The sequence below is a fragment of the Mesorhizobium sp. M0618 genome, assembly GCF_040320765.1.
Classification (GTDB): domain Bacteria; phylum Pseudomonadota; class Alphaproteobacteria; order Rhizobiales; family Rhizobiaceae; genus Mesorhizobium.
This window is the reverse complement of the sequence record NZ_JAMYQH010000033.1, coordinates 26,672-44,972: the sequence shown is the minus strand read 5'-3', so window position 1 is coordinate 44,972 and position 18,301 is coordinate 26,672. Positions and strand designations below refer to the sequence as shown.

The 18,301-nt window shown below is 59.6% G+C and carries 20 protein-coding genes, 1 pseudogene and 1 riboswitch; of the genes and pseudogenes, 7 read left to right on the top strand and 14 right to left on the bottom strand.

What is annotated here, in order from left to right:
- Positions 1–71: 71 nt before the first annotated feature.
- The 3 genes from NKJ04_RS27760 to NKJ04_RS27750 all read right to left on the bottom strand — a co-directional run bounded on the left by NKJ04_RS27760 (position 72) and on the right by NKJ04_RS27750 (position 3,454).
- Positions 72–263 (bottom strand): hypothetical protein, encoded by a 192-nt coding sequence (locus NKJ04_RS27760; RefSeq protein ID WP_352678443.1) that lies wholly within the window; start codon positions 261–263, stop codon positions 72–74.
- 497 nt (positions 264–760) lie between these two features.
- On the bottom strand, positions 761–1,411 hold the full coding sequence (locus NKJ04_RS27755) for an NAD(P)/FAD-dependent oxidoreductase (protein ID WP_352678440.1): 651 nt from the start codon (positions 1,409–1,411) through the stop codon (positions 761–763).
- A 387-nt stretch (positions 1,412–1,798) separates the two neighbouring features.
- Positions 1,799–3,454, bottom strand: a complete 1,656-nt coding sequence (locus NKJ04_RS27750) for an MFS transporter (protein ID WP_352678437.1) — start codon at positions 3,452–3,454, stop codon at positions 1,799–1,801.
- 373 nt (positions 3,455–3,827) lie between these two features.
- Between NKJ04_RS27750 and NKJ04_RS27745 the strand changes: the two genes are divergently transcribed.
- The 3 genes from NKJ04_RS27745 (at position 3,828) to NKJ04_RS27735 (ending at position 5,841) form a co-directional block, all read left to right on the top strand.
- Positions 3,828–3,968, top strand: a complete 141-nt coding sequence (locus NKJ04_RS27745) for a hypothetical protein (RefSeq protein ID WP_352678434.1) — start codon at positions 3,828–3,830, stop codon at positions 3,966–3,968.
- A gap of 712 nt (positions 3,969–4,680) precedes the next feature.
- Entirely contained in the window at positions 4,681–4,947 is a 267-nt protein-coding gene (locus NKJ04_RS27740; RefSeq protein WP_156933280.1) for a hypothetical protein, read from the top strand.
- Between the two features lie 243 nt (positions 4,948–5,190).
- Positions 5,191–5,841 carry a hypothetical protein gene (locus NKJ04_RS27735; protein WP_352678431.1) on the top strand — a complete coding sequence of 217 codons (651 nt, stop codon included), beginning with the start codon at positions 5,191–5,193 and terminating at the stop codon, positions 5,839–5,841.
- A 496-nt stretch (positions 5,842–6,337) separates the two neighbouring features.
- Here the strand turns inward: NKJ04_RS27735 and NKJ04_RS27730 are convergent, their stop codons facing one another.
- The 3 genes from NKJ04_RS27730 to NKJ04_RS27720 all read right to left on the bottom strand — a co-directional run bounded on the left by NKJ04_RS27730 (position 6,338) and on the right by NKJ04_RS27720 (position 8,434).
- On the bottom strand, positions 6,338–7,261 hold the full coding sequence (locus tag NKJ04_RS27730; protein WP_352678428.1) for a hypothetical protein: 924 nt from the start codon (positions 7,259–7,261) through the stop codon (positions 6,338–6,340).
- Between the two features lie 97 nt (positions 7,262–7,358).
- Positions 7,359–8,237 carry a hypothetical protein gene (locus NKJ04_RS27725; RefSeq protein WP_352678425.1) on the bottom strand — a complete coding sequence of 293 codons (879 nt, stop codon included), beginning with the start codon at positions 8,235–8,237 and terminating at the stop codon, positions 7,359–7,361.
- Positions 8,195–8,434 (bottom strand): DUF6471 domain-containing protein, encoded by a 240-nt coding sequence (locus NKJ04_RS27720; protein ID WP_352678422.1) that lies wholly within the window; start codon positions 8,432–8,434, stop codon positions 8,195–8,197. Before NKJ04_RS27720 ends, NKJ04_RS27725 begins: the two co-directional genes overlap by 43 nt.
- A 103-nt stretch (positions 8,435–8,537) precedes the next feature.
- On the opposite strand from NKJ04_RS27720, the pseudogene NKJ04_RS27715 reads away from it, so the two are divergent.
- The 3 genes and pseudogenes from NKJ04_RS27715 to NKJ04_RS27705 all read left to right on the top strand — a co-directional run bounded on the left by NKJ04_RS27715 (position 8,538) and on the right by NKJ04_RS27705 (position 10,336).
- Positions 8,538–9,490, top strand: a pseudogene (locus NKJ04_RS27715) (IS1595 family transposase).
- A gap of 125 nt (positions 9,491–9,615) precedes the next feature.
- A complete protein-coding gene (locus tag NKJ04_RS27710; RefSeq protein ID WP_352678420.1) occupies positions 9,616–10,005 on the top strand; it encodes a type II toxin-antitoxin system RelE/ParE family toxin in 390 nt (129 codons plus the stop codon).
- The gene (locus NKJ04_RS27705) at positions 9,947–10,336 is read left to right on the top strand and encodes a helix-turn-helix domain-containing protein (protein ID WP_352678417.1); all 390 of its coding nucleotides are present in this window, start codon (positions 9,947–9,949) and stop codon (positions 10,334–10,336) included. The genes NKJ04_RS27710 and NKJ04_RS27705 overlap by 59 nt, the downstream gene beginning before the upstream one ends.
- On the opposite strand, the gene NKJ04_RS27700 is transcribed toward NKJ04_RS27705, so the two are convergent.
- Entirely contained in the window at positions 10,226–10,747 is a 522-nt protein-coding gene (locus NKJ04_RS27700; RefSeq protein WP_352678498.1) for a hypothetical protein, read from the bottom strand. The genes NKJ04_RS27705 and NKJ04_RS27700 overlap by 111 nt on opposite strands.
- A gap of 83 nt (positions 10,748–10,830) precedes the next feature.
- Here NKJ04_RS27700 and NKJ04_RS27695 point away from each other — a divergent pair, with 83 nt between their 5' ends.
- Positions 10,831–11,004, top strand: coding sequence for a hypothetical protein (locus NKJ04_RS27695; protein WP_352678414.1), 174 nt, complete (start codon positions 10,831–10,833; stop codon positions 11,002–11,004).
- Between the two features lie 21 nt (positions 11,005–11,025).
- Here the strand turns inward: NKJ04_RS27695 and NKJ04_RS27690 are convergent, their stop codons facing one another.
- From NKJ04_RS27690 to NKJ04_RS27660, 7 genes are all read right to left on the bottom strand, one after another.
- Positions 11,026–11,787, bottom strand: coding sequence for a hydroxymethylpyrimidine/phosphomethylpyrimidine kinase (locus tag NKJ04_RS27690; protein ID WP_352678489.1), 762 nt, complete (start codon positions 11,785–11,787; stop codon positions 11,026–11,028).
- The gene (locus tag NKJ04_RS27685) at positions 11,778–12,383 is read right to left on the bottom strand and encodes a thiamine phosphate synthase (RefSeq protein WP_352678411.1); all 606 of its coding nucleotides are present in this window, start codon (positions 12,381–12,383) and stop codon (positions 11,778–11,780) included. The genes NKJ04_RS27690 and NKJ04_RS27685 overlap by 10 nt, the downstream gene beginning before the upstream one ends.
- A complete protein-coding gene (locus NKJ04_RS27680; RefSeq protein ID WP_352678407.1) occupies positions 12,380–13,153 on the bottom strand; it encodes a thiazole synthase in 774 nt (257 codons plus the stop codon). Before NKJ04_RS27680 ends, NKJ04_RS27685 begins: the two co-directional genes overlap by 4 nt.
- A gap of 1 nt (position 13,154) precedes the next feature.
- Positions 13,155–13,352: a sulfur carrier protein ThiS gene (gene thiS, locus NKJ04_RS27675; RefSeq protein WP_352678404.1), complete on the bottom strand. Its 198-nt coding sequence runs from the start codon at positions 13,350–13,352 to the stop codon at positions 13,155–13,157.
- Positions 13,321–14,322: a glycine oxidase ThiO gene (gene thiO / locus NKJ04_RS27670; RefSeq protein ID WP_352678401.1), complete on the bottom strand. Its 1,002-nt coding sequence runs from the start codon at positions 14,320–14,322 to the stop codon at positions 13,321–13,323. Before thiO ends, thiS begins: the two co-directional genes overlap by 32 nt.
- On the bottom strand, positions 14,319–16,154 hold the full coding sequence (gene thiC / locus NKJ04_RS27665; protein WP_352678398.1) for a phosphomethylpyrimidine synthase ThiC: 1,836 nt from the start codon (positions 16,152–16,154) through the stop codon (positions 14,319–14,321). The genes thiO and thiC overlap by 4 nt, the downstream gene beginning before the upstream one ends.
- A 103-nt stretch (positions 16,155–16,257) precedes the next feature.
- A riboswitch (TPP riboswitch) is annotated at positions 16,258–16,374 on the bottom strand.
- A 223-nt stretch (positions 16,375–16,597) separates the two neighbouring features.
- Positions 16,598–17,902, bottom strand: a complete 1,305-nt coding sequence (locus NKJ04_RS27660) for an ATP-grasp domain-containing protein (RefSeq protein WP_352678396.1) — start codon at positions 17,900–17,902, stop codon at positions 16,598–16,600.
- Positions 17,903–18,301 lie beyond the last annotated feature (399 nt).

The following is an 18,301-nucleotide window of genomic DNA, read 5'->3' as shown; positions in this document are numbered from 1 at the left end:
CCTCACGGGGCGGCGAGTCCCTGCCGTGAGCGCCTCACCCGCGAGGCTACATGGCGGCCGTGGAGATTACCTCAGCAGCGGCGCCCGATCGGAAACCTTAGCACCTCAGCGCTTTGGCCTGGCTGCTTGAACTCTTCGACGGCAACCGCCTCAATTAGCAGGTCCAAGGCTTCGCGGCCCCTTTGACTCATCGGGTCATCCCCACAAAGGTAGTCATACGCTCGATCTAAATGCACTCGGGCGGCGGAAAAATCGCTTATCATATCATAGAACCCTCTCTACCCGCCCGCATTGCCGTCTACGAGGTGAAGGTAGTGCAATCGTCAATATATACAGACAAATTTGAATTAAATCGGAGATGATCATGGAGGTCGAGTTCCCTGACCTGATGCCGCCATTGAGCCCGCCGACGACCACTCGCTGGCGCTCGGTCGGTTCATAAATGCCGAGCACCCCGTCCCGAGACCACCTCTGACCTCCCTCCTTCGATGCTATACGCGTGGAAGACATGGCTGCGCCGCCGCTGCGAGAAAGGCGTGTCCCATCGCGCGGCGGCTGCATAGTGGGTAGCCAGCGCCGGGAGCTAATCGGCAAAGCCGCGTGTGGCGATTTTGCATAGCGGGCGCAGGCGAATCGCCACGCCCGTCCAGCATGTCCGATGCCGCGTAGGCCGCCAGGATCCCTGAGCGGAGTGCATGCACGATCCCGCGTGATGACAGTGGATCGGCACAGAACAGGCAGTCGCCCGCCGACCCAGCGGTCACCGGCGGCGGGATCGATCGTTGCGGTTCCCGCCGCCTTGATCATGCTGGCGGTCTCGATTGCGTTGGGCGGCACGAGCGGCGCGATGGACTGCGTTGCGGCTAAAGCGCGGTACCAATGTCCGGCTTTGCGCAGTTCGCTGCCCAGATCCGGATCGGTGAGGCACGCGCAAGTCGGCGCTGTACCACCAGCCTTCGGGACGCGCCTCGACGACCATGCTGCAATCGCCCGGTGCGCGGTCGAAAAAGCGTGTGTAGGCGGCAAGAGTCCGTGCATGGTGAGCTTGGCGCCGAAACATCGCGCCGGCCTCCAACTGCGACCGGTCGCCCAAACCACGTGCGCGGGCAACGATAGCTTCATCGGCCAGCTTGAGCAGCCAGCCTTGATCGTCGCGCACTGCCGAACCCACGGCCGAGCCAAACCGCGTGTCCACACCTGCCGCCTTGGCCGCCTGCACCATCAGCCGGTCGAATCGCGTCCGGTCGAGCTGCCAGCCGGCACCTTGAGCGGAAAACATGCCGTGCCGCTCGCTGGGAACTTCATTGGCCCACACCGAAACAAGCGCACGATTTTCAACGAAGCCGGCCTCGGCGAACGGTGTCCAGACACCAAGCTGACGCAGCAGCCCGTTCGCTACTGCCGGCAGCACCTCTCCCGGCTTGGCCGATCATGCCTTCCTGCTTCCAGCAACAGCACGCTCCGCGCTGGTGCATCGTTGCCAACGCCAGTCCGGATGTGGTCGCCGCCGAACGTGATCGTCTCAGCGAGCTGGCGGGACAAAATGCCAACCTCAAGATAGCGTTGGCCCGGATCAGCGAGGCGGACTGAGGAAGACTTTAAATTCAAAAGGTGACACGCGGCAATAGTCGCGTGCCGCTGTAGCCCCAGGCTCCGCTTCACCGTGGGGACCGATCGGTCGCACTCTCAGCCTGGGGTTCTTCTCTGCCACCCATCATCGAATTTTGGTGGATTGTCCGTCTCCCGCACCGGTTTGAGCGCGATATACAAGAATTGCGTTTTCTGTGCCGGCCGGGCTTCAATGACGGGGATGGCGAAAAGCTGAGTGCTCGGGCTTGCGGGCCGAGCTTGTCGGTCGCTCGATGGAAAGTGTCATCTGAGGCGCTTCCTCTCCCGCGTGCAACTGGAAGACACGCTCGTCCAGTTCCTTGTCCACTTCCGTCAGACGATGATTGAGGCGAAGGTAGTCCGTCCAGGTCGGCGTGCGGAACGTTTCCGTCCATTGCAGTGGCTTCTGCCAGTTCCGCTGGAGCGTCCAATTCCGCGCACCGACCCGGCTGTGTACATGACGCCGCTGCCGCATGAGGTCGAGGAAAGCCTCGAGATTTCTCTCGGCTATCAGATATTCGACCTTGACCACGATCGGGCCGCTTCTCGGCTTCAGATTGAGAGCGACAGCCGGGGCATCGAATTCCTCCAGAGGATCGGGCTCTGAGTCGCGGCGCTCGCGAAGAGGAAACAGAACGCCGGCTGCAGCGACGAACATCAGGGAGGCAGCGGAACCCTCCAGCGCCAGGGCCAGCGAATGGTTTTCGGCCACCGTGCCCCACACCCAGCTGCCGAGCGCGATGCCACCATCTATCAAAGCATAGTAGATCGAGATGGTGCGCCCCACGACCCAGCGCGGGCTTGCCAGCTGCACGCTCACACCGACCCCTGACCAGGCGGTGACCCAACCCGCGCCGCCCAAAGCGAGTGCAATTGCCGCCACCCCGATCGAAGTTGTCAGTGCCAGGGAAAGTGAGCACGCCGCGCAGGCGACGCAGGAGAGCCTCATCAGCCGCTCCTGCGACAAGCTCCGTCTGAACAGGCTGTTGGAGAGGCCAGCGAAGACGGCTCCGGTCCCGAAGCCGGCCATGAGCGCGCCATAGGCGAGCGGGCCTCCTCCCAGCTGATCGCGGACAACCACCGGCAGCAGCGCGAGTATGGCGATGCTCGCCAAGCCAAAGAGGGTTCCGCGCGCGATCGCGGCCTTGATTTCCGATGACATCGCCGTGAAGCGCAGCCCGTCATAGATCGCCGTCCTCATCGACTCGCGTGGAAGAGGGGAAGAACGAACCTTCCACTTGCAGCGCCAAATAGTGGCCAAGGGTACGAAATAGGTGAGCGTGGTCACCGCGAATGCCGCCATAAGGCCAAACGAGGCAACTACAATGCCGCCGAGCGCCGGGCCCACAGTCCGGACGGTATTGAATCCAACAGAAAGCAGGGTGACGGCAGCGGGAACATCGCGTCGATCCACAATATCGCCAACCGACGCTTGCCAGGCCGGATCGTTGAGAGCACCGCCGCTTGCGATCAAGAAGCTGAAGCCGAGGATCATCCACGGACTGACAAAGCCCAGCGCCACCGATGCGGTCAGCATCGCGGAGGCAGTCACCATAAGGCACCGACCGGCGAACATCACCCTGCGCCGGCTGAAATTGTCGGCGAGAGCTCCGGCAAAAACGGACAAGACGAAAGCGGGCAGGTTCGATGAAGCCTGAACCAACGCAACCATCAGATCGGAAGTCGAGATCGTTGCCATCAGCCAGCTGATGGCGACAGTCTGCATCAACCAGCCGAGGCTTGAAACCTGCGTGGCGAGCCAGATCGAACGAAAGGTCGGCTGCAGAAGTGGCCCAAAGGTCGTTGGTGCAGCCAAATCTTCGTTTAATCCAGCCACCCTACTCATTTTGCGAACCTTTTCTTTCCGTTATTGTCGCTTCCCATGTAATCTAGGCTGAACCGTGGCGGCTTAAGAATAGATGGCCCATTTGCCTACGACGAATGTGGCCACAGTTCCTCCTGACCAGTTGTCAGGCGGCCGGGACGCAGAAATGGCCGGCTCACTCGCCTTCGACGACATGTTGGTGAGCCGGAATTCACATGTCATTTGAGGCATCATGCTCGTTCGACGCGCTGCCGAGCGATTTTTCGCGAAACGTTACCCTGTTCTTTCGTTGGAAACTCACTCATCAGCGGCGTTCGATGCTGAGTGTGGCTTCCGAAAAGTGAGGACGCTTGCAGATCTTTGACAGGATCAGTTCCCTGATAGATGCACACGATTGCAGGCCGCGATCGAAGACGCGCGCGCCCTGCTCCTTCAGTTCGGACAAAAGTCTGATGCGCTCACACATGCGATCGACGAGTTTCTGCTCGACCTGATGACATTGGCTTTCATCGTCGAGTTACGGACGCGGCTTTGAACTTTTGGCGCGAACGCTTGCCCGTAGAAGGCTGGCGAAGGTCAGACTGTTGTCGGGAGGGGTCGGCCGGGCAGAACGGGTTCCAAAGCCTGATGGCTGAACCGGCGATCGAGCCGCGTTCGAATTAACGACGTGGCGACCGCCAAACAAAGGGCCATCGGAAAACCGAGGTATGTAAAGTCAAAACCTTCAGAGGGGAACAGCTGATACGATGGAATGGGAGGAAACAATCGCGTGCATCAGCTGTAAGCTTAATGGCTAAAAGTTGTGCAATGCGCAAACACACTTTGTGCAATGCAGCTATGCAGTAACGGCAAAGCCTCAAGTTGCAAGATCGAGTTTGGAAATGTTTGCTGCTCGTACGGTGATGGGCGAGATCCTTAAGCGTATGTACGGCGGCATGATGGACGCTTGCAAGCATCCAGACAAGATTATCACGAAGCTAAAATAAGAGGTTCGATCCAATCGGCGATGCTCAATAGCCGCGCCATTCTGGTTCAGCCGGGCGTTACATCGCCTCGCCAAGTTGAGGATGTATTGGTCGCGAGCAGCCGCGCGCCAATTTGGAACCCACGACCATATGCAACGATTGGGCACTGTCCGAAGAAGGCCGAGAACGGTTGAAAGTGCGCTAGATGGAGATATTCTGAATTGGAACGGCGGCCTGGTTCATCGCCAAAGCGAGACATGGATGAAAAGCAGATCGCGCCCAATGCCTGATCCAACCATTGCAACGGAAGTCCCCTGGTCGGAAAGCCTAACCGCATATGATGACAAGCATTTCGAGCTCTATTTGAAGCTCATGGACGCTTGCGCCGACAGTGCCAGCGAAGAGGAGATGGCGCTGGATGTACTGGGTATCGATCCGGTCAAAGAGCCAATCCGCGCCCGTAAGGCCCTTCGCAGTCATCTCAAACGGGTGCTCTGGTTTATGCATGAGGGCCATAAGGAACTGCTTCCAAGCCGGCCGCCTCAATAACTGCGGCGCCGAACAAGGTTGCCCGAGAGATCAGGTGGCGCCCTCGGGGGATGCGAGGACACTTGAAAGCCGCAATCGGGTTATCATCTCCGTACTGCGTGTGTTCGGCTCCGCACGGCAAGTGCCCTTGAGTCGAGGAGGAATGCACATGAAGAAGAAAGTTCATCTGGAAGCCTGCTGACCGATCCCTTGGGGCCCATAATCGGGTCCCAAGTTGTTCCCGACGAGCGTTGCGAGGGGCGGATGCAGGACCAGCCGGAAATCGAGCCCGGGCGTGAAACGAAGTCAACAGGTGCGAGGTTCGGCCTGCTGGGTGTGGCTGTGTTGGCCGTAGGCGCCTTCATCTGGACCGGCTTCGGCGAAGGCATCCAGCAGGGCACGTCCAACGTCGTTCGGACTGTCATCGACAAGAGCATGCAGCGCCTTGGGCTCGGGCAAGCCCCCAACGCTCTTACAGAGGGCGAGTGGTATCTCTCGGTGTACTACGGTCCCGACTTTACGGATGTCACCCACCCCTTCAAGGTGACATTCACGTCGGCCCCGGATTTGTCTGGCACCTACGAGAACGTTGCAGGGAGCGGCTCGGTAAGCGGCTTTGAACGACCCTGTCAACTCGTAATGACCTACTCCGGAGCAGATGGGATGCACCATGGAGTTGCCATTCTCCAAGACATTCAGACCCACCTTTCTTCCAACAACGTCGAGCATGATTACGTGGGAGCCGTTTTGGTCCACGCTTGCTATAAGGCGGACACCCAGCAGTGCGATGCCGCCAAATCGCAATATAAATTCTGCAGGGCGATTTTGTCGAAAAACAGGGAACCCGACAAGGATCCTTCCCTCAAGGGTACCTCGACGAACCATGTTCGGCTTTTCAGAACGATCTTAAGCTGAAGCTTAGCCCGACGGCACAGCTTTAGGCACGAAGGCGCTCACCAGGGTCGCAGCTCAAAGAGAACGGCGCCCTTCGCCGGGGGCCGTCCGTTCCGCATCCCGCCTGACGGCGGCGCGTTGCTGATGCTCCTACGGCCGCTGGCGGGCATTTCGGTGCTTCCGTTTTGTACGCTCTTCTTTCTTGGGCCGCTTCGCGGCACGGCTGCGCCGACATGGATGTGCCTAGCGGCACCTTTCCTATGTAGCGGGAAGAGAGGCGCGCGGCCCTCTCTCCCCACCCACTCAAACCGGCCTTTGCTTTGCTCCAGCACTGCGGGGCCAGATCCGGCGGCCCCCGCCGCGCTGACATGCCTCGCTCCTGCGGCCTCACACTCGCCAGGAGGCACAAGTGCGGTCTTATGTAGCAAAAGCACCAATCGCGTCGAGCCGCCTCCGAAGGAGAGGACGGTGAGCTAGGCGGCGCGCCGTGTGGGCGCGAGCGGCGTGGGCCGCCTCACTACTCTACTATCCTCTCCCCTCCGAAGCTCAGCAAGTCATGCTGATGGGGGAGAGCTTTGGGGTTTCGGCTAGCGTTTATTCCCAGCAGATTAGCATCGATTCCGACGCCCCCCGCGTGTTGATAAGTGACACAAACGAACAGCGCGTATTCGTTGCCTGGAGCCTCGAAAAAGCCCGCGCACATGCAGTCTGTGTCAGGTCTAGCGTCGTTGTTTGGGAAAACAACCGTGCCACCTCTGTTGAGAGCATTGCGGCGCGCCTCGTCAACAAAGGCACGGAAGGCATCTTCCAAGGGATGGGCAATCCCCCCACGAACCAACTTTTGGTTGATGCGAACCCTTTGAGCGGGGAGCTTCCCTCGATTGAGAATGCCGTACTTCCAGTTGCACATTCCAGTGTTGCCAGAGGCGCTGAATTGACACGGAATTTCCCGTTCGAGTGTTACCCATGGTCGCTGTTCTGCTTGGATGATCCTGTTGTTCTCGATTGCGGCTTCCGCTGCATCAACGGCGGCACTAGTCCCGAGCCGGGTCGCCTCCAGCGTATTGCGGACAAAGATAACGCCGACGATAGTTACGATAAGCGTAAGCACCCCCAAAACGCCACTTACCACCAAGAGAGCGAGCGCCCATCGGGCCATCTCCTTTTGAGCGCCTACGTCTTCCTCGGAGCGGCTGGGCTCGCGGGCGGTCTCTATCTGCTCTTTTAGGCAGTTGAAGATTTCTTTGTCTTCAAGACCCGCGCATCGCTGCTCAAATTGTCGGCGGGTTTCATCATATGCGCGACTGGTCTGATAGTCCTTGGTAGCGCGATCATAGGCGCGGGCTGACATGAAACCCAGCGCCGTGACCAAAAGCAAAAACGAACAGATTGCAATCGTAACCCAGAGCGAAACGGTTCCATCCCAAACACGCTTCAGCATCGCAATCCCCCCAGAATGCACAGGCATTCATCTTGCGGGAGAAGTGAAGACTCCACAACCGGTCAGCGCGGTGATCGCGCGGTCGGCGGCCGTTATTCTAGTCGGCGTCGTTGCCTATCTGATGGTAGCGGGCCTTTTCGGCATCGATGATGCTTCTTGTCTCACTCGGCGTGAAGTCAGGCCCATCCTCATCGAACGTTCGATTTCGGCTAGCAACTGCGTATCGATGGCAAAAGCGGGTGAATCGTCGCTCGTTATGCCCGTCGCTGTAGCGCACCACGCCCCAAACGTAGATGTATCCGCCCTTAAGCACGATCGTATCGATGTCTTCTCGATCCCGCTCTTCACAACCTTGGACGAGACTCGCCCTAGGATGAATGACTCGGTCCACCCGGCTGGGCGCGGTGTCGTCGCCTATTGGAAGCTCCGCCAGATCATCTATCCGCTTGTCGGACAAGCCCATGCGAACGTGAACGGACACGTTGCGGGCGGGCAGCTGTCCGACGTTGCTAACTTCGACATGCCCCATGACATCCCGGTTGCCGATAAGCTGGTTGATGCCTCTTGGAGAGACGGCGATGTAGGCGCGCAACTCCATCTTGGCTCTCGTCGCCGCGTCCTCGATCTGCCTCTCAGCAGCATCCGCACTTCGCTTCGCTTCCCTCCACGCGCGTCTCAGCCAAACGAGCGCGAGGAGGCTGATACCCGTTGCGGCGATACCGAGTGCCGCCATAAGCCACTGCGCAAGGGAGTCCTCCGCGTACACGAACCCATAAAATTCGCGAACCCAAAAGTGGGGGTCTTGGTCATTTTTATAGTCTTCGGCGCGGGCTGCGGCTTCCCAGTTTTGATAGTATTCCTTAGCAATCTCTGGTTCGCGAAAAGCCGGCACAGCCCAAACGAGAAAAAGCAGCGCAAGGCCGATGCCCGCGACTAATCCAATTGCAAAGAATGCACCCCGATAGCCTCTAAGCATTGCAGCAAGAACGCAGCACTAAAGCCCCCCCGGCTTATTTTGTTGTTCAAGTTACGCTCCGTTTCGTGAATGTCCATAGACGCCAGCTTTTCCGCGAGTTGGGCGTAGGTGACACCCTTCCGCTTCAACTCAGCCTTCAGAAGGTTCTTTGCGCGGCCTTCATACTCGACGGTTTGCGGGTCATTTTTCGCGGCCATTCGGTCTAGCTCCAAAATATCATCACATTCGATGATATAGGCCCTTGTATTTAGTGGTACAAGTCCGCATATACGGTGAACAATATCACCGGATATGAGGACAATGGCCCAACACTTCCTCCTTTCCGCCGAAAGCCGCACCCTCTCCCTCAAAGAGATTTACAAGGGTGGCGAGGAAAAGGCTTACGACACGTTCAAGCGCCTTCGCTGGGCTTCGACGCAAGGCGAGCCTGTTTGCGCGAAATGCGGATGCCTGGATCACTACGACATTCCGACCCGTCGCAAGTTCAAGTGCGCCGCTTGCGGTGCGCAGTTCTCGGTTACGAGCGGCACGATCTTCGCCTCGCGCAAGCTGTCGTTTGTCGATCTGCTCGCTGCGATCTGCCTGTTCGTCAACGGCGCGAAGGGCATGTCGGCGGTCCAGTTCTCTCGCGATCTGGACGTTCGTTCGTGCTGGCTCACAAGCTGCGCGAAGCCCTGTCGGCTGAAACCAAGGACGAAACCCTCAAAGGCGAGGTCGAGATTGACGGTGCTTACTTTGGTGGCGTGGTGCGCCCTGAGAACCGCGTAGAGGACCGCAAGGACCGTCGCATGAAGGAACACCAGTCAGACCGCCGCCGCGTTGTAATCGCCCTGCGCGAGCGCGCTGGCCGCACCTTGACGTTCATCCGTCATCGCGAGGCCGAAGGCGTGGAAATTGCCCGCGCTCGCATGCTGGCCGGTTCCAAGCTGTTCGCGGACGAAGCCAATCATTGGGACGCGCTGGAGGCTGATTATGCTTCGACCCGTATCAATCACTCGGAAAGCTACAGCGACGGCCACGGCAAGCACACCAACATGGTGGAAAGCTATTTCAGCCGCCTTCGCCGCATGGTCGCCGGTCAGCACCACCACGTTTCGCACCGCTACCTCTACCAGTACGCCAATCATGCCGCATGGCTTGAAGATCACCGTCGCCGGTCAAATGGCGGAAATGCCTTCGCCCTCCTTGGCGGCGCGCTCAATCATTCGGTGTCGCGGGTCTGGGCTGGCTACTGGCAGCGAGGCAATGCTTGACCGACTATGCCAAAACTGGCATATAGACGGCTCTAGTGTTTTGTTTGAGTGACGACCAGAGAGAGAGACAGGGAGAATAACCATGGAAAAAAATATGGCAGCGATCAAACAGGAGCGCATCGAACGTGAAGGAAGCAATTTTCTTGGGTTCTACCCTCGTTGAACTTCGTGGTTTCCCCAAAGAGGTCAGAGACGAAATAGGGTTTTCGATAGAAACTGCGCAGATTGGAGGCAAGGCAATCAACGTCGTGCCTCTCGTAGGACTCAAGGGCGCAGGCGTCTTGGAGGTCATCTCAGATTTCGACACCAATACGTACCGCGCTGTCTACACGGTCCGATTCCATGAAAGCGTCTATGTGCTTCATGCGTTTCAGAAAAAATCAGTGAGAGGCATCGCGACGCCACGCCGTGAGATGGACCTCGTAAGGTCGCGCCTCAAAGAGGCACAGAAGCACTATGAAGAAGAACGAAAGCAAAGAATTGCGGAGCAAAAAAATGTCAGGACGAAAGGGTGAGCCCGTCACCTTCACCAGAAGTTCTGGAAACATTTACGCTGATCTGGGCATTCAGCACGATGTAAAAGACGAGCTAAAGATCGCTATTGCTCGTGAGATTTGCGCACTCATCGAAGAGAAGGGTTTGACGCAAAAGGAAGTTGCAGCGATCCTTGGCACTGATCAGGCGAAAGTATCCAACATCACAAGAGGTCGGCTTTCGGTGTTCAGCGTAGACCGGCTAGTGAATTACCTTACTGCGCTTGGCCAAAACATCGACATCCATTTCAGCAAAAGCCAGCAAGAGCAAGGCCGTGTCATCGTGCATACGCCAATGGCGGCGGTGGGTTAGTCCCCCACCGTTTGCCATTTCTAGGCGCTTGGCCTTCCGTCGCCGCCAGCCCTTTGCCGTCTTGATATTGTTCATGAGCGGCTTCACGAGTGCGGCATCCCACCCCTTCGCCCCTACGATGCGTGTTGCGGTCTCACGGTTCGACGCGCTGCCGTCCGCTTCGTGCTTCAAGATGAGCCGGTAAAGCTCGCCCTTGCGGAACCGGCTTGGCGTGCGCCGTAGCGGCACGATAAGCGCCGGGTCGCCCTTGTAGCCGAGGATCGCCAGCACCGCGTCTATGTGCGGTAGCTGGTGAGCCAGGCTCGCCCCGTTGTACCGGATCGCGCCTGATATCTCCGAGCGCTTCGCCACCAGCGTATTGATGGCGTGTTCGTATCGGGTGGAACGGACGATGGGCGCTACTCTCGGCATCCCCGGATTTTATGGGAACCCACTCAAAAGCGCGTGCGGGAAGTTGGTGCTTTTGCTACATAAGGCCGCACAAGTGCATCCCCATGCCTGACTGGCAGTGCGCTTCGCCGCAGGAAGAGTCCCGTTACTTTCCCGGCCTGGCAGGGCAGCTTGTCTCGGCGCCGCTGAATTCCGGTCTGCAAAGCGGCCTCATCCCGTCACGCCCTGTGAAAAAAGGGCAGGAGGGCTACGGCTTCCATTTCAGCGTCAGCCGCTGAACGCTTGAGCCGGCTCTACGGCTATTCGGCTGGGGTTTTCCGAAGCTTTTCTAACACAAAGAGCTTGCCCTGGCGCACGGCGTACTCGATTGATTGCGCCTTCGCCAGATGTGCCGCAATCGCGCTGGCCAGCATGCAGCCCGTCCCGCGCATCGATCCGGCAAGACGCGGCGTGTCAAAGCGGACTGGTTCCTGATCGGGGCGCAACAGAATATCGGTTGATTGCGGTCCCGATGCATGGCCGCCCTTGATCAGCAGAGCCCGCGCGCCGGCTGCCAGCAATTCTTGGCCTTGCCACACTACGCCGTCCTCATCCACTGCCCGCTCCGAGCCAACAAGGAGTGCCAGCTCGAAGAGATTGGGGGTGACCAGACGGCAAAATGGCATCAGATCGCATTTCAGGGCGGCGATGGCGCCGGCTTCCAGGAGCGCCCGGCCTGACGTCGACGCCAGCACCGGGTCGAGCACTGCCGGCACCTGCGGATTTTCGCGCAGCACTCCGGCAACCGCAATGACGATCTCCACCGTGGCGAGCATGCCGATCTTGATGGCCGCCACTTTGTTGGCCTGCAACCCCGCACGCATCTGACCGGCCACCAGACCGGGTTGCATAGAGTGGATTTCCATGACCGCATGGTGCGTCTGCACCGTTAGCGCGGTGACAGCAAGGCAGGTGCGCAGGCCAATGGAAGAGATCATCTCGATATCGCGTGCAATTCCAGCCCCACCGCTGGAGTCTGATCCGCCGACCACGAGCACATGCGGTTCTCGCCTCAGCGCCATGGCTTTGTCTTTTCGATCCATTCTCGCGTGCGCGCTTCGGGATCGGCATTAAACGTGATGTCGGTGACCACCGCCGCGGTGTCCGCACCGGCCTCGAAGACACCGTCGAGCCGGTCGGGGTTCAGGCCGCCGATGGCGACCAATGGGATCGGCGCCACCCTATGCTTCCACTCGCTGATCCGCTCGAGCCCTTGCGGCGCCCATCTCATCTGCTTCAGGATGGTGGGATAGATGGGGCCGAGCGCGATATAGTCGGGCTCGGCAGCGATGGCCGTTTCCAGTTCGAGATGATCGTGCGTGGAAAGCCCGAGCTTCAATCCGGCGTACTTAATCGCCAGCAGGTCGGCCGCAGCCAAATCCTCCTGGCCGAGATGGACGAAGTCGCAGCCTTCCTCGATTGCCGTGCGCCAATAGTCGTTGACGATCAGTTGGCAACCATGGACCGCGCAGACGCCGTTCGCGCGGCGGATTTCCGTCCGCAGCGTGGCCTCGTCCCTATCCTTGATGCGCAACTGAACCATCTTAACGCCAAGCGGCACCAGCCGTTCGATCCAGGCGGCGCTGTCGAGGATCAGGTAGAAGGGATCGAGCTTCATGAAAATACTGCCCTGCCGATGGTCGGTGTCGATGGTATGGCGACGTCGCGCGGTTCGAGCATTCCGGAGCTGAAAGCTTCACGACCGGCCTCGACCGCCTTGCCGAACGCGCGCGCCATGCCGACCGGATCGGCCGCCCTGGCGACCGCCGTGTTCAGGAGCACGGCGTCAAAGCCGAGTTCCATGACAGTCGCCGCGTGCGACGGCCGTCCGAGCCCCGCATCCACAATCAGCGGAACGCCCGGGAAATGCCCGCGCATTGAGCGCAGGGCCGGAATGTTGACCGGCCCGAGGGCGGAACCGATCGGTGCACACCAGGGCATCAAGACCTTGCAGCCCGCCGCAAGGAGTCGCTCGGCGACGACGAGGTCGTCGGTGGTATAGGGGAATACATCAAAGCCGTCCTCGCACAGGATGCGGGCGGCTTCGACCAGGCCGAAAACATCCGGCTGCAGCGTGTCATGGTTGCCGATCACTTCGAGCTTGATCCAGTTGGTACCGAAAACTTCGCGCGCCATCTTCGCAGTCGTGACAGCTTCCTTGACGGAGTGGCAGCCAGCAGTGTTGGGCAGGATTCTGACGCCGAGCGATCGGATCAACGACCAGAATTTTTCGCCGGCCCTGCCGCCTGCCATCTCACGGCGCAACGAGACGGTCACCACCGCCGTGCCCGATGCCCTGACCGCATCGGCAAGGATGGCCGGCGAAGGATACTGAGCCGTGCCGAGAAGCAGTCGGGAGGGAAGCGTCGTTCCAAGAAGGTCGAACATGCTAGCCGCCCTGCATGGGCGAGAGGATTTCAATCCGGTCGCCGTCGTTCAACTGGAATTCCGCCCGGTTGGCTTTCTGCACCAGGTCGTTGTTGACGGCGGTCGCGAGCCAATCGCCCTCATAGTCAAGCGCGGCAAGCAGCCCGGCCAGCGTGGTGGCGGCAACCTCATGCGCTTCGCCGTTGACCATCAGTTTCATGAGCAAGCTCCTTGGTTCTGTCTTGACTGAAAACCAGGTCGGCAGCCTGGCGCGCCATGGCGGGAGCCAGGAGAAAACCGTGACGATAGAGGCCGTTGATCGCGATGATTTCACCGTTCGTTTCGACGCGCGGCAAATTGTCGGGAAAGGCTGGGCGGACGCCGACACCGGTTTCAACGATCTCGGCCTCGCCAAAGGCCGGGTGGAGGGCATAGGCGGTACCCAGCAGCTCCATCATGGAACGCGCCGTCACCGGTCCGGCGCTCTGGCTTTCAATCATCGTCGCTCCGATCATGAAACGGTGATCGGTGCGCGGCACGGCATAAAGCGGAAAGCGCGGATGCAGCAAACGGACCGGCCGCGACAGCGAGACATCAGGCGTGCGAAGAATCAGCATTTCGCCGCGAACACCGCGCAGCCTGTCATCGGCCGCTGCCATTCCCATACAGTCTATCTGACGGGCGAAACCCGAAACAGGCCGGGCGTCGCAGCCGAAGTGGAATTTGACACCCATGGTCGCAAGCTTGTCATGAAGTGCCGCCATCGCCGGGCGTGGGTCGAGGTGAGCCTCGTCGGGGAAGAGCAATCCGCGGCGGAAGCGGCCGGCTAAGTCGGGCTCCAGCAAGGCAATTTCATCTTCCTCGACGCGCCGATAGCCCGTCGTGCGGCTGGCGAACCGGTCGAGCTCGCGCGCATCGCGCGGCGCGGCCAAGACCAGCGTTCCCCGTCGTGCTACCAAGCCGGGCGTTGCGGCGTCCCACCAGTCGGCGGCGTCGCGTCCGAGATCCAGCACCGGCTGCTCGGCGCTTTCACGCTCGCACCACGGTGCCAACATGCCACCGGCGAACCACGACGCATTGCCGCTAAGGGCAGTCCTTGTCTCGGCAACGGTAACCACCGCGCCGCGTGCGGCGAACTCGAAGGCGACGGTGAGGCCGGCAACGCCGGCCCCTTTGACCAAGACCTTCATGATGGCTCACGTGGCTGAGCTATGAGCGGCGCGCCGGTCTCGTCCGCCGGCAGGTAGAGATCACCGCCCTCGCGGTATTTCGCCGCCATCGCCGCCATGCCCTCTTTCTGCGCCTCGGCACGGATATCGTGAGAGATGCGCATCGAGCAGAATTTCGGTCCGCACATCGAGCAGAAATGCGCCACCTTGTGCGCTTCCTTGGGCAAAGTCTGGTCGTGGAAGGACCGCGCGGTTTCCGGGTCGAGCGACAGATTGAACTGGTCCTCCCAGCGGAACTCGAAGCGCGCGCGCGAAAGCGCATCATCCCTGACTTTCGCTGCCGGATGGCCCTTCGCCAGATCGGCTGCATGGGCGGCGATCTTGTAGGTGATCACGCCAATCTTGACGTCGTTGCGGTCGGGAAGGCCGAGATGCTCTTTCGGCGTGACGTAGCAAAGCATTGCGGTGCCGAACCAGCCTATCATGGCGGCACCGATGCCGGAGGTGATGTGGTCATAGCCCGGCGCGATGTCGGTCGTCAGCGGGCCAAGCGTGTAGAACGGAGCCTCACCGCAGACGGCGAGCTGCTTTTCCATGTTCTGCTTGATCTTGTGCATCGGCACGTGGCCGGGGCCTTCGATCATTACCTGGCAATCCTTCGCCCAGGCGATCTGCGTCAGTTCGCCGAGCGTTTCCAACTCGGCAAATTGCGCCGCGTCGTTCGCATCGGCGATCGAGCCTGGACGAAGACCGTCGCCGAGCGAGAAGGAGACGTCGTAGGCTCTGGCGATGTCGCAGATCTCGGCGAAGTGCTCGTAGAGGAAGCTTTCCCGGTGATGGTGCAGGCACCATTTTGCCATGATCGAGCCGCCGCGCGAGACGATACCCGTGACCCGGTCAACGGTCAGCGGGATGTAATGCAGCCGCACGCCGGCGTGGATGGTGAAATAGTCGACGCCTTGCTCGGCCTGCTCGATCAGCGTGTCGCGGTAGACCTCCCAGGTCAGGTCCTCGGCAATGCCGCCAACCTTCTCGAGCGCCTGGTAGAGCGGCACCGTGCCGATCGGCACCGGCGCGTTGCGGACGATCCATTCGCGGATGTTGTGGATGTTGCGGCCGGTCGACAGGTCCATCACCGTATCGGCGCCCCAGCGGATCGCCCAGACCATTTTTTCGACCTCTTCGGCCATCGATGATGTGACGGCGGAGTTGCCGATGTTGGCGTTGATCTTGACCAGGAAATTGCGGCCGATGATCATTGGCTCGCTCTCGGGATGGTTGATGTTGGCGGGGATGATCGCCCGTCCGCGCGCCACCTCGTCACGCACGAATTCGGGCGTGACGAAATCGGGCAGCGTCGCGCCGAAAGCCTCGCCGTCGCGCTCAAGCTTGCCGCGTAGGATCTCGCGACCAAGGTTCTCGCGGATGGCGACGAACTCCATTTCTGGCGTGATGATGCCGGCGCGCGCATAGGCAAGTTGGGTCACCGCCTTGCCCTGCTTGGCCTTGAGCGGCCGATTGCGTATCGGAAATTCCGGTGTCAGGCGCTCGCCGGTGGCGTATCCATTGTCTTCCGGCCGGACGTGGCGGCCGTCGCAGTCCTCGACATCGCCGCGCGCCAAGATCCATTCGTGGCGAAGCCGGGCCAGGCCTTTTTGGATGCTGGTTTCGACAGCCGGATCGGTATAGGAGCCCGACGGGTCGTAGACGGTGACGGGCGGTTCGCCGGCTGTCGGATGGACGGAGATTTCGCGCATCGGCACCCTGATCTGCGGGTGGATGGCACCGGGCTTGTGGATCTTACGCGAAGCAGGCAGCGGTCCCGTCGACACGGCGGGGGTGAGGGCATTCATCTTGAGGCTCCTTTGCTCATGCATTGGAGACCCAGTTCTGTGCCGGAAGGATGAAAAGACGCTTCTGTCTACCTGCCGAAACAGGACCTCGGGCGTGAACTCCCGCAGAGCGCTTGCACCGTCCCTACGCCAGTATGAACTGGATCAGGTTCAACGGGTCACTGCGCCGCGAAAGCCAGCAGTATCTCAGCCCCTTGCCGGGACTCCCCTGGTGAATGCCTCAAGTTGAACGGGCCGGGGTTGTCTTGTCAAGCGCGTGTTCGTCCTGCGGCGGCGGTGGGCGGCAATCAAATTGGGCCCAAATTGGCCCGACGGCCTCGCCACGGGTCGCGGAGAAGTTCCGCGGGAGATAGGGCAGGTGTGGCCAAAGCTGCATTTGCCTCGTCAAACTTGATGTGACATTGACGTAGACGGAACTGCTGCGTTTCAAGGATCTTAAGCCGTCATTGCCTGATCGGAACAGAACTGGTGGGCCGCCCGAACGCCCCACAAACATCGTGCTCTCGATCACCTCCTATTGTCGCCGGAAAAGGGGTGATCGACCAATCGATCAAGGCGACCGCTCGCTGAAGGGCGCCCTCGGTTTCAGCACGGCTGGGCGAAGTGGCAATGACATGTCCAATCCAGTCTCGGAAATCCCCCTTCCTGACGATCGGTGTCTTGGGTTCAACATTCAATTTGACCTCGGCCACACCTAATATAGCAGCTGCCTGAGTGTCGCCACCAATCCAGTCGAGGGTGCCATCTTGATCAGGAAGCAGGAATCGCGCGGCCGCAGTATGCGAATGCTTTTTGCGCAGATCCCATTCCTCGCCAATGACAAGCTTGATGTGCTCGGTGACGAGGTCGACACCGTAAGCTAACTGGACCAGTTGAGGGTCGGGCGCGCCACTAAGACGCGGATTGACTTCAATGACAACTGGACCGCGTTTCGTGCACCGGAGTTCAATGTTAGTTGGCCCCCAGCCAAGGCCGAGAGCCCGCAAACAGCTCAGCGAAACATCGGCGATGCGCTCACGCTCCTGATCGGTTAGCAGGGCCGGATACGTCACCTCACGTATGACGAAATGGGGGAGGGGACCAAAGTCATTGGCGCAAATCGCAACGACCTCATTCCCCATAACATTAATGCTATAGAACGGGCCCTGTGCGAATTCTTCGACGAGTATTTTCGGTGTAGACCGCCATATGTGCTTTCCGCCCAATAGATAGGTCGTATGTTCGGCTACGTCTTCGAGGCTGCGGCACAATCGGACACCCATGCTGCCGCTGCCTACTGCCGGCTTAAGAATCACGGGCAGGCCGATCTCTGCAGCCGAGCTTTCTACCTCCGCCGCATTCGTTGCCAACCGATAAGCCGGTATTGGAACGCCGGCCTGCGCGAGGAGTTGGCGTTGCTTGAATTTGTCGCAGCTTCGTTCAATCGATTCAGGGTTCGGTCCCGGTAGATCGAAATGCCGGCAAAGCTTGCCAACTGTCGCATAGATTGATTCATGGTCCCCGGCAAAGCCAGTAATGCCAGCAATGTCGTGGGTAGCACGCAGCCGCGAACTTTCGCGGACCAACGCTTCGAGATTGCCAGTGTCGACACGGATTGCCTCAACGTTTTCCGCCGAAAGATAGTCGTACCGAGGTGGATCAGCCGTCAGAGTAATTGGATGAAGACCAAGACACTGAGCCGCTTGGACGTATAGCTGACCAGTACCCCTATGGCCTTCGACCAATATGAGCGCTCTTCTTCTTACCATTGCTGTTAATCCCGATGTTGCGTGCTGGCGGCGGTCCGAGGGTACCGGCGTCACTTTTATGGCCGTGCCGGACCTCAGACTCGCGGTGCCGTACCATTGTCAACGACTGACGGTTGTAAAAATCTTGTAAATTGATTTGAAGGATCTGTTGCAGCGTTGTTGATTAGGGCGGCGTCGGAGGCTTGCTCGTGTGTGATCCCGTGGGCCTTGGCGTGGCCTACCTCTCGGGTAGGGCACGCCAAGCCACATCAAACTCGCAGCACAAGAACATGCGCTCTGGTCATACCGGCTCATGGTGAGCCCTGAATCTGGAACCGGCCGATGTGTAAGCAGCGAGTCGTCAAACAGCCCCATTCAATCATGGAGTCACATCATTTAAGATCGCGAAAGCTGTCATTG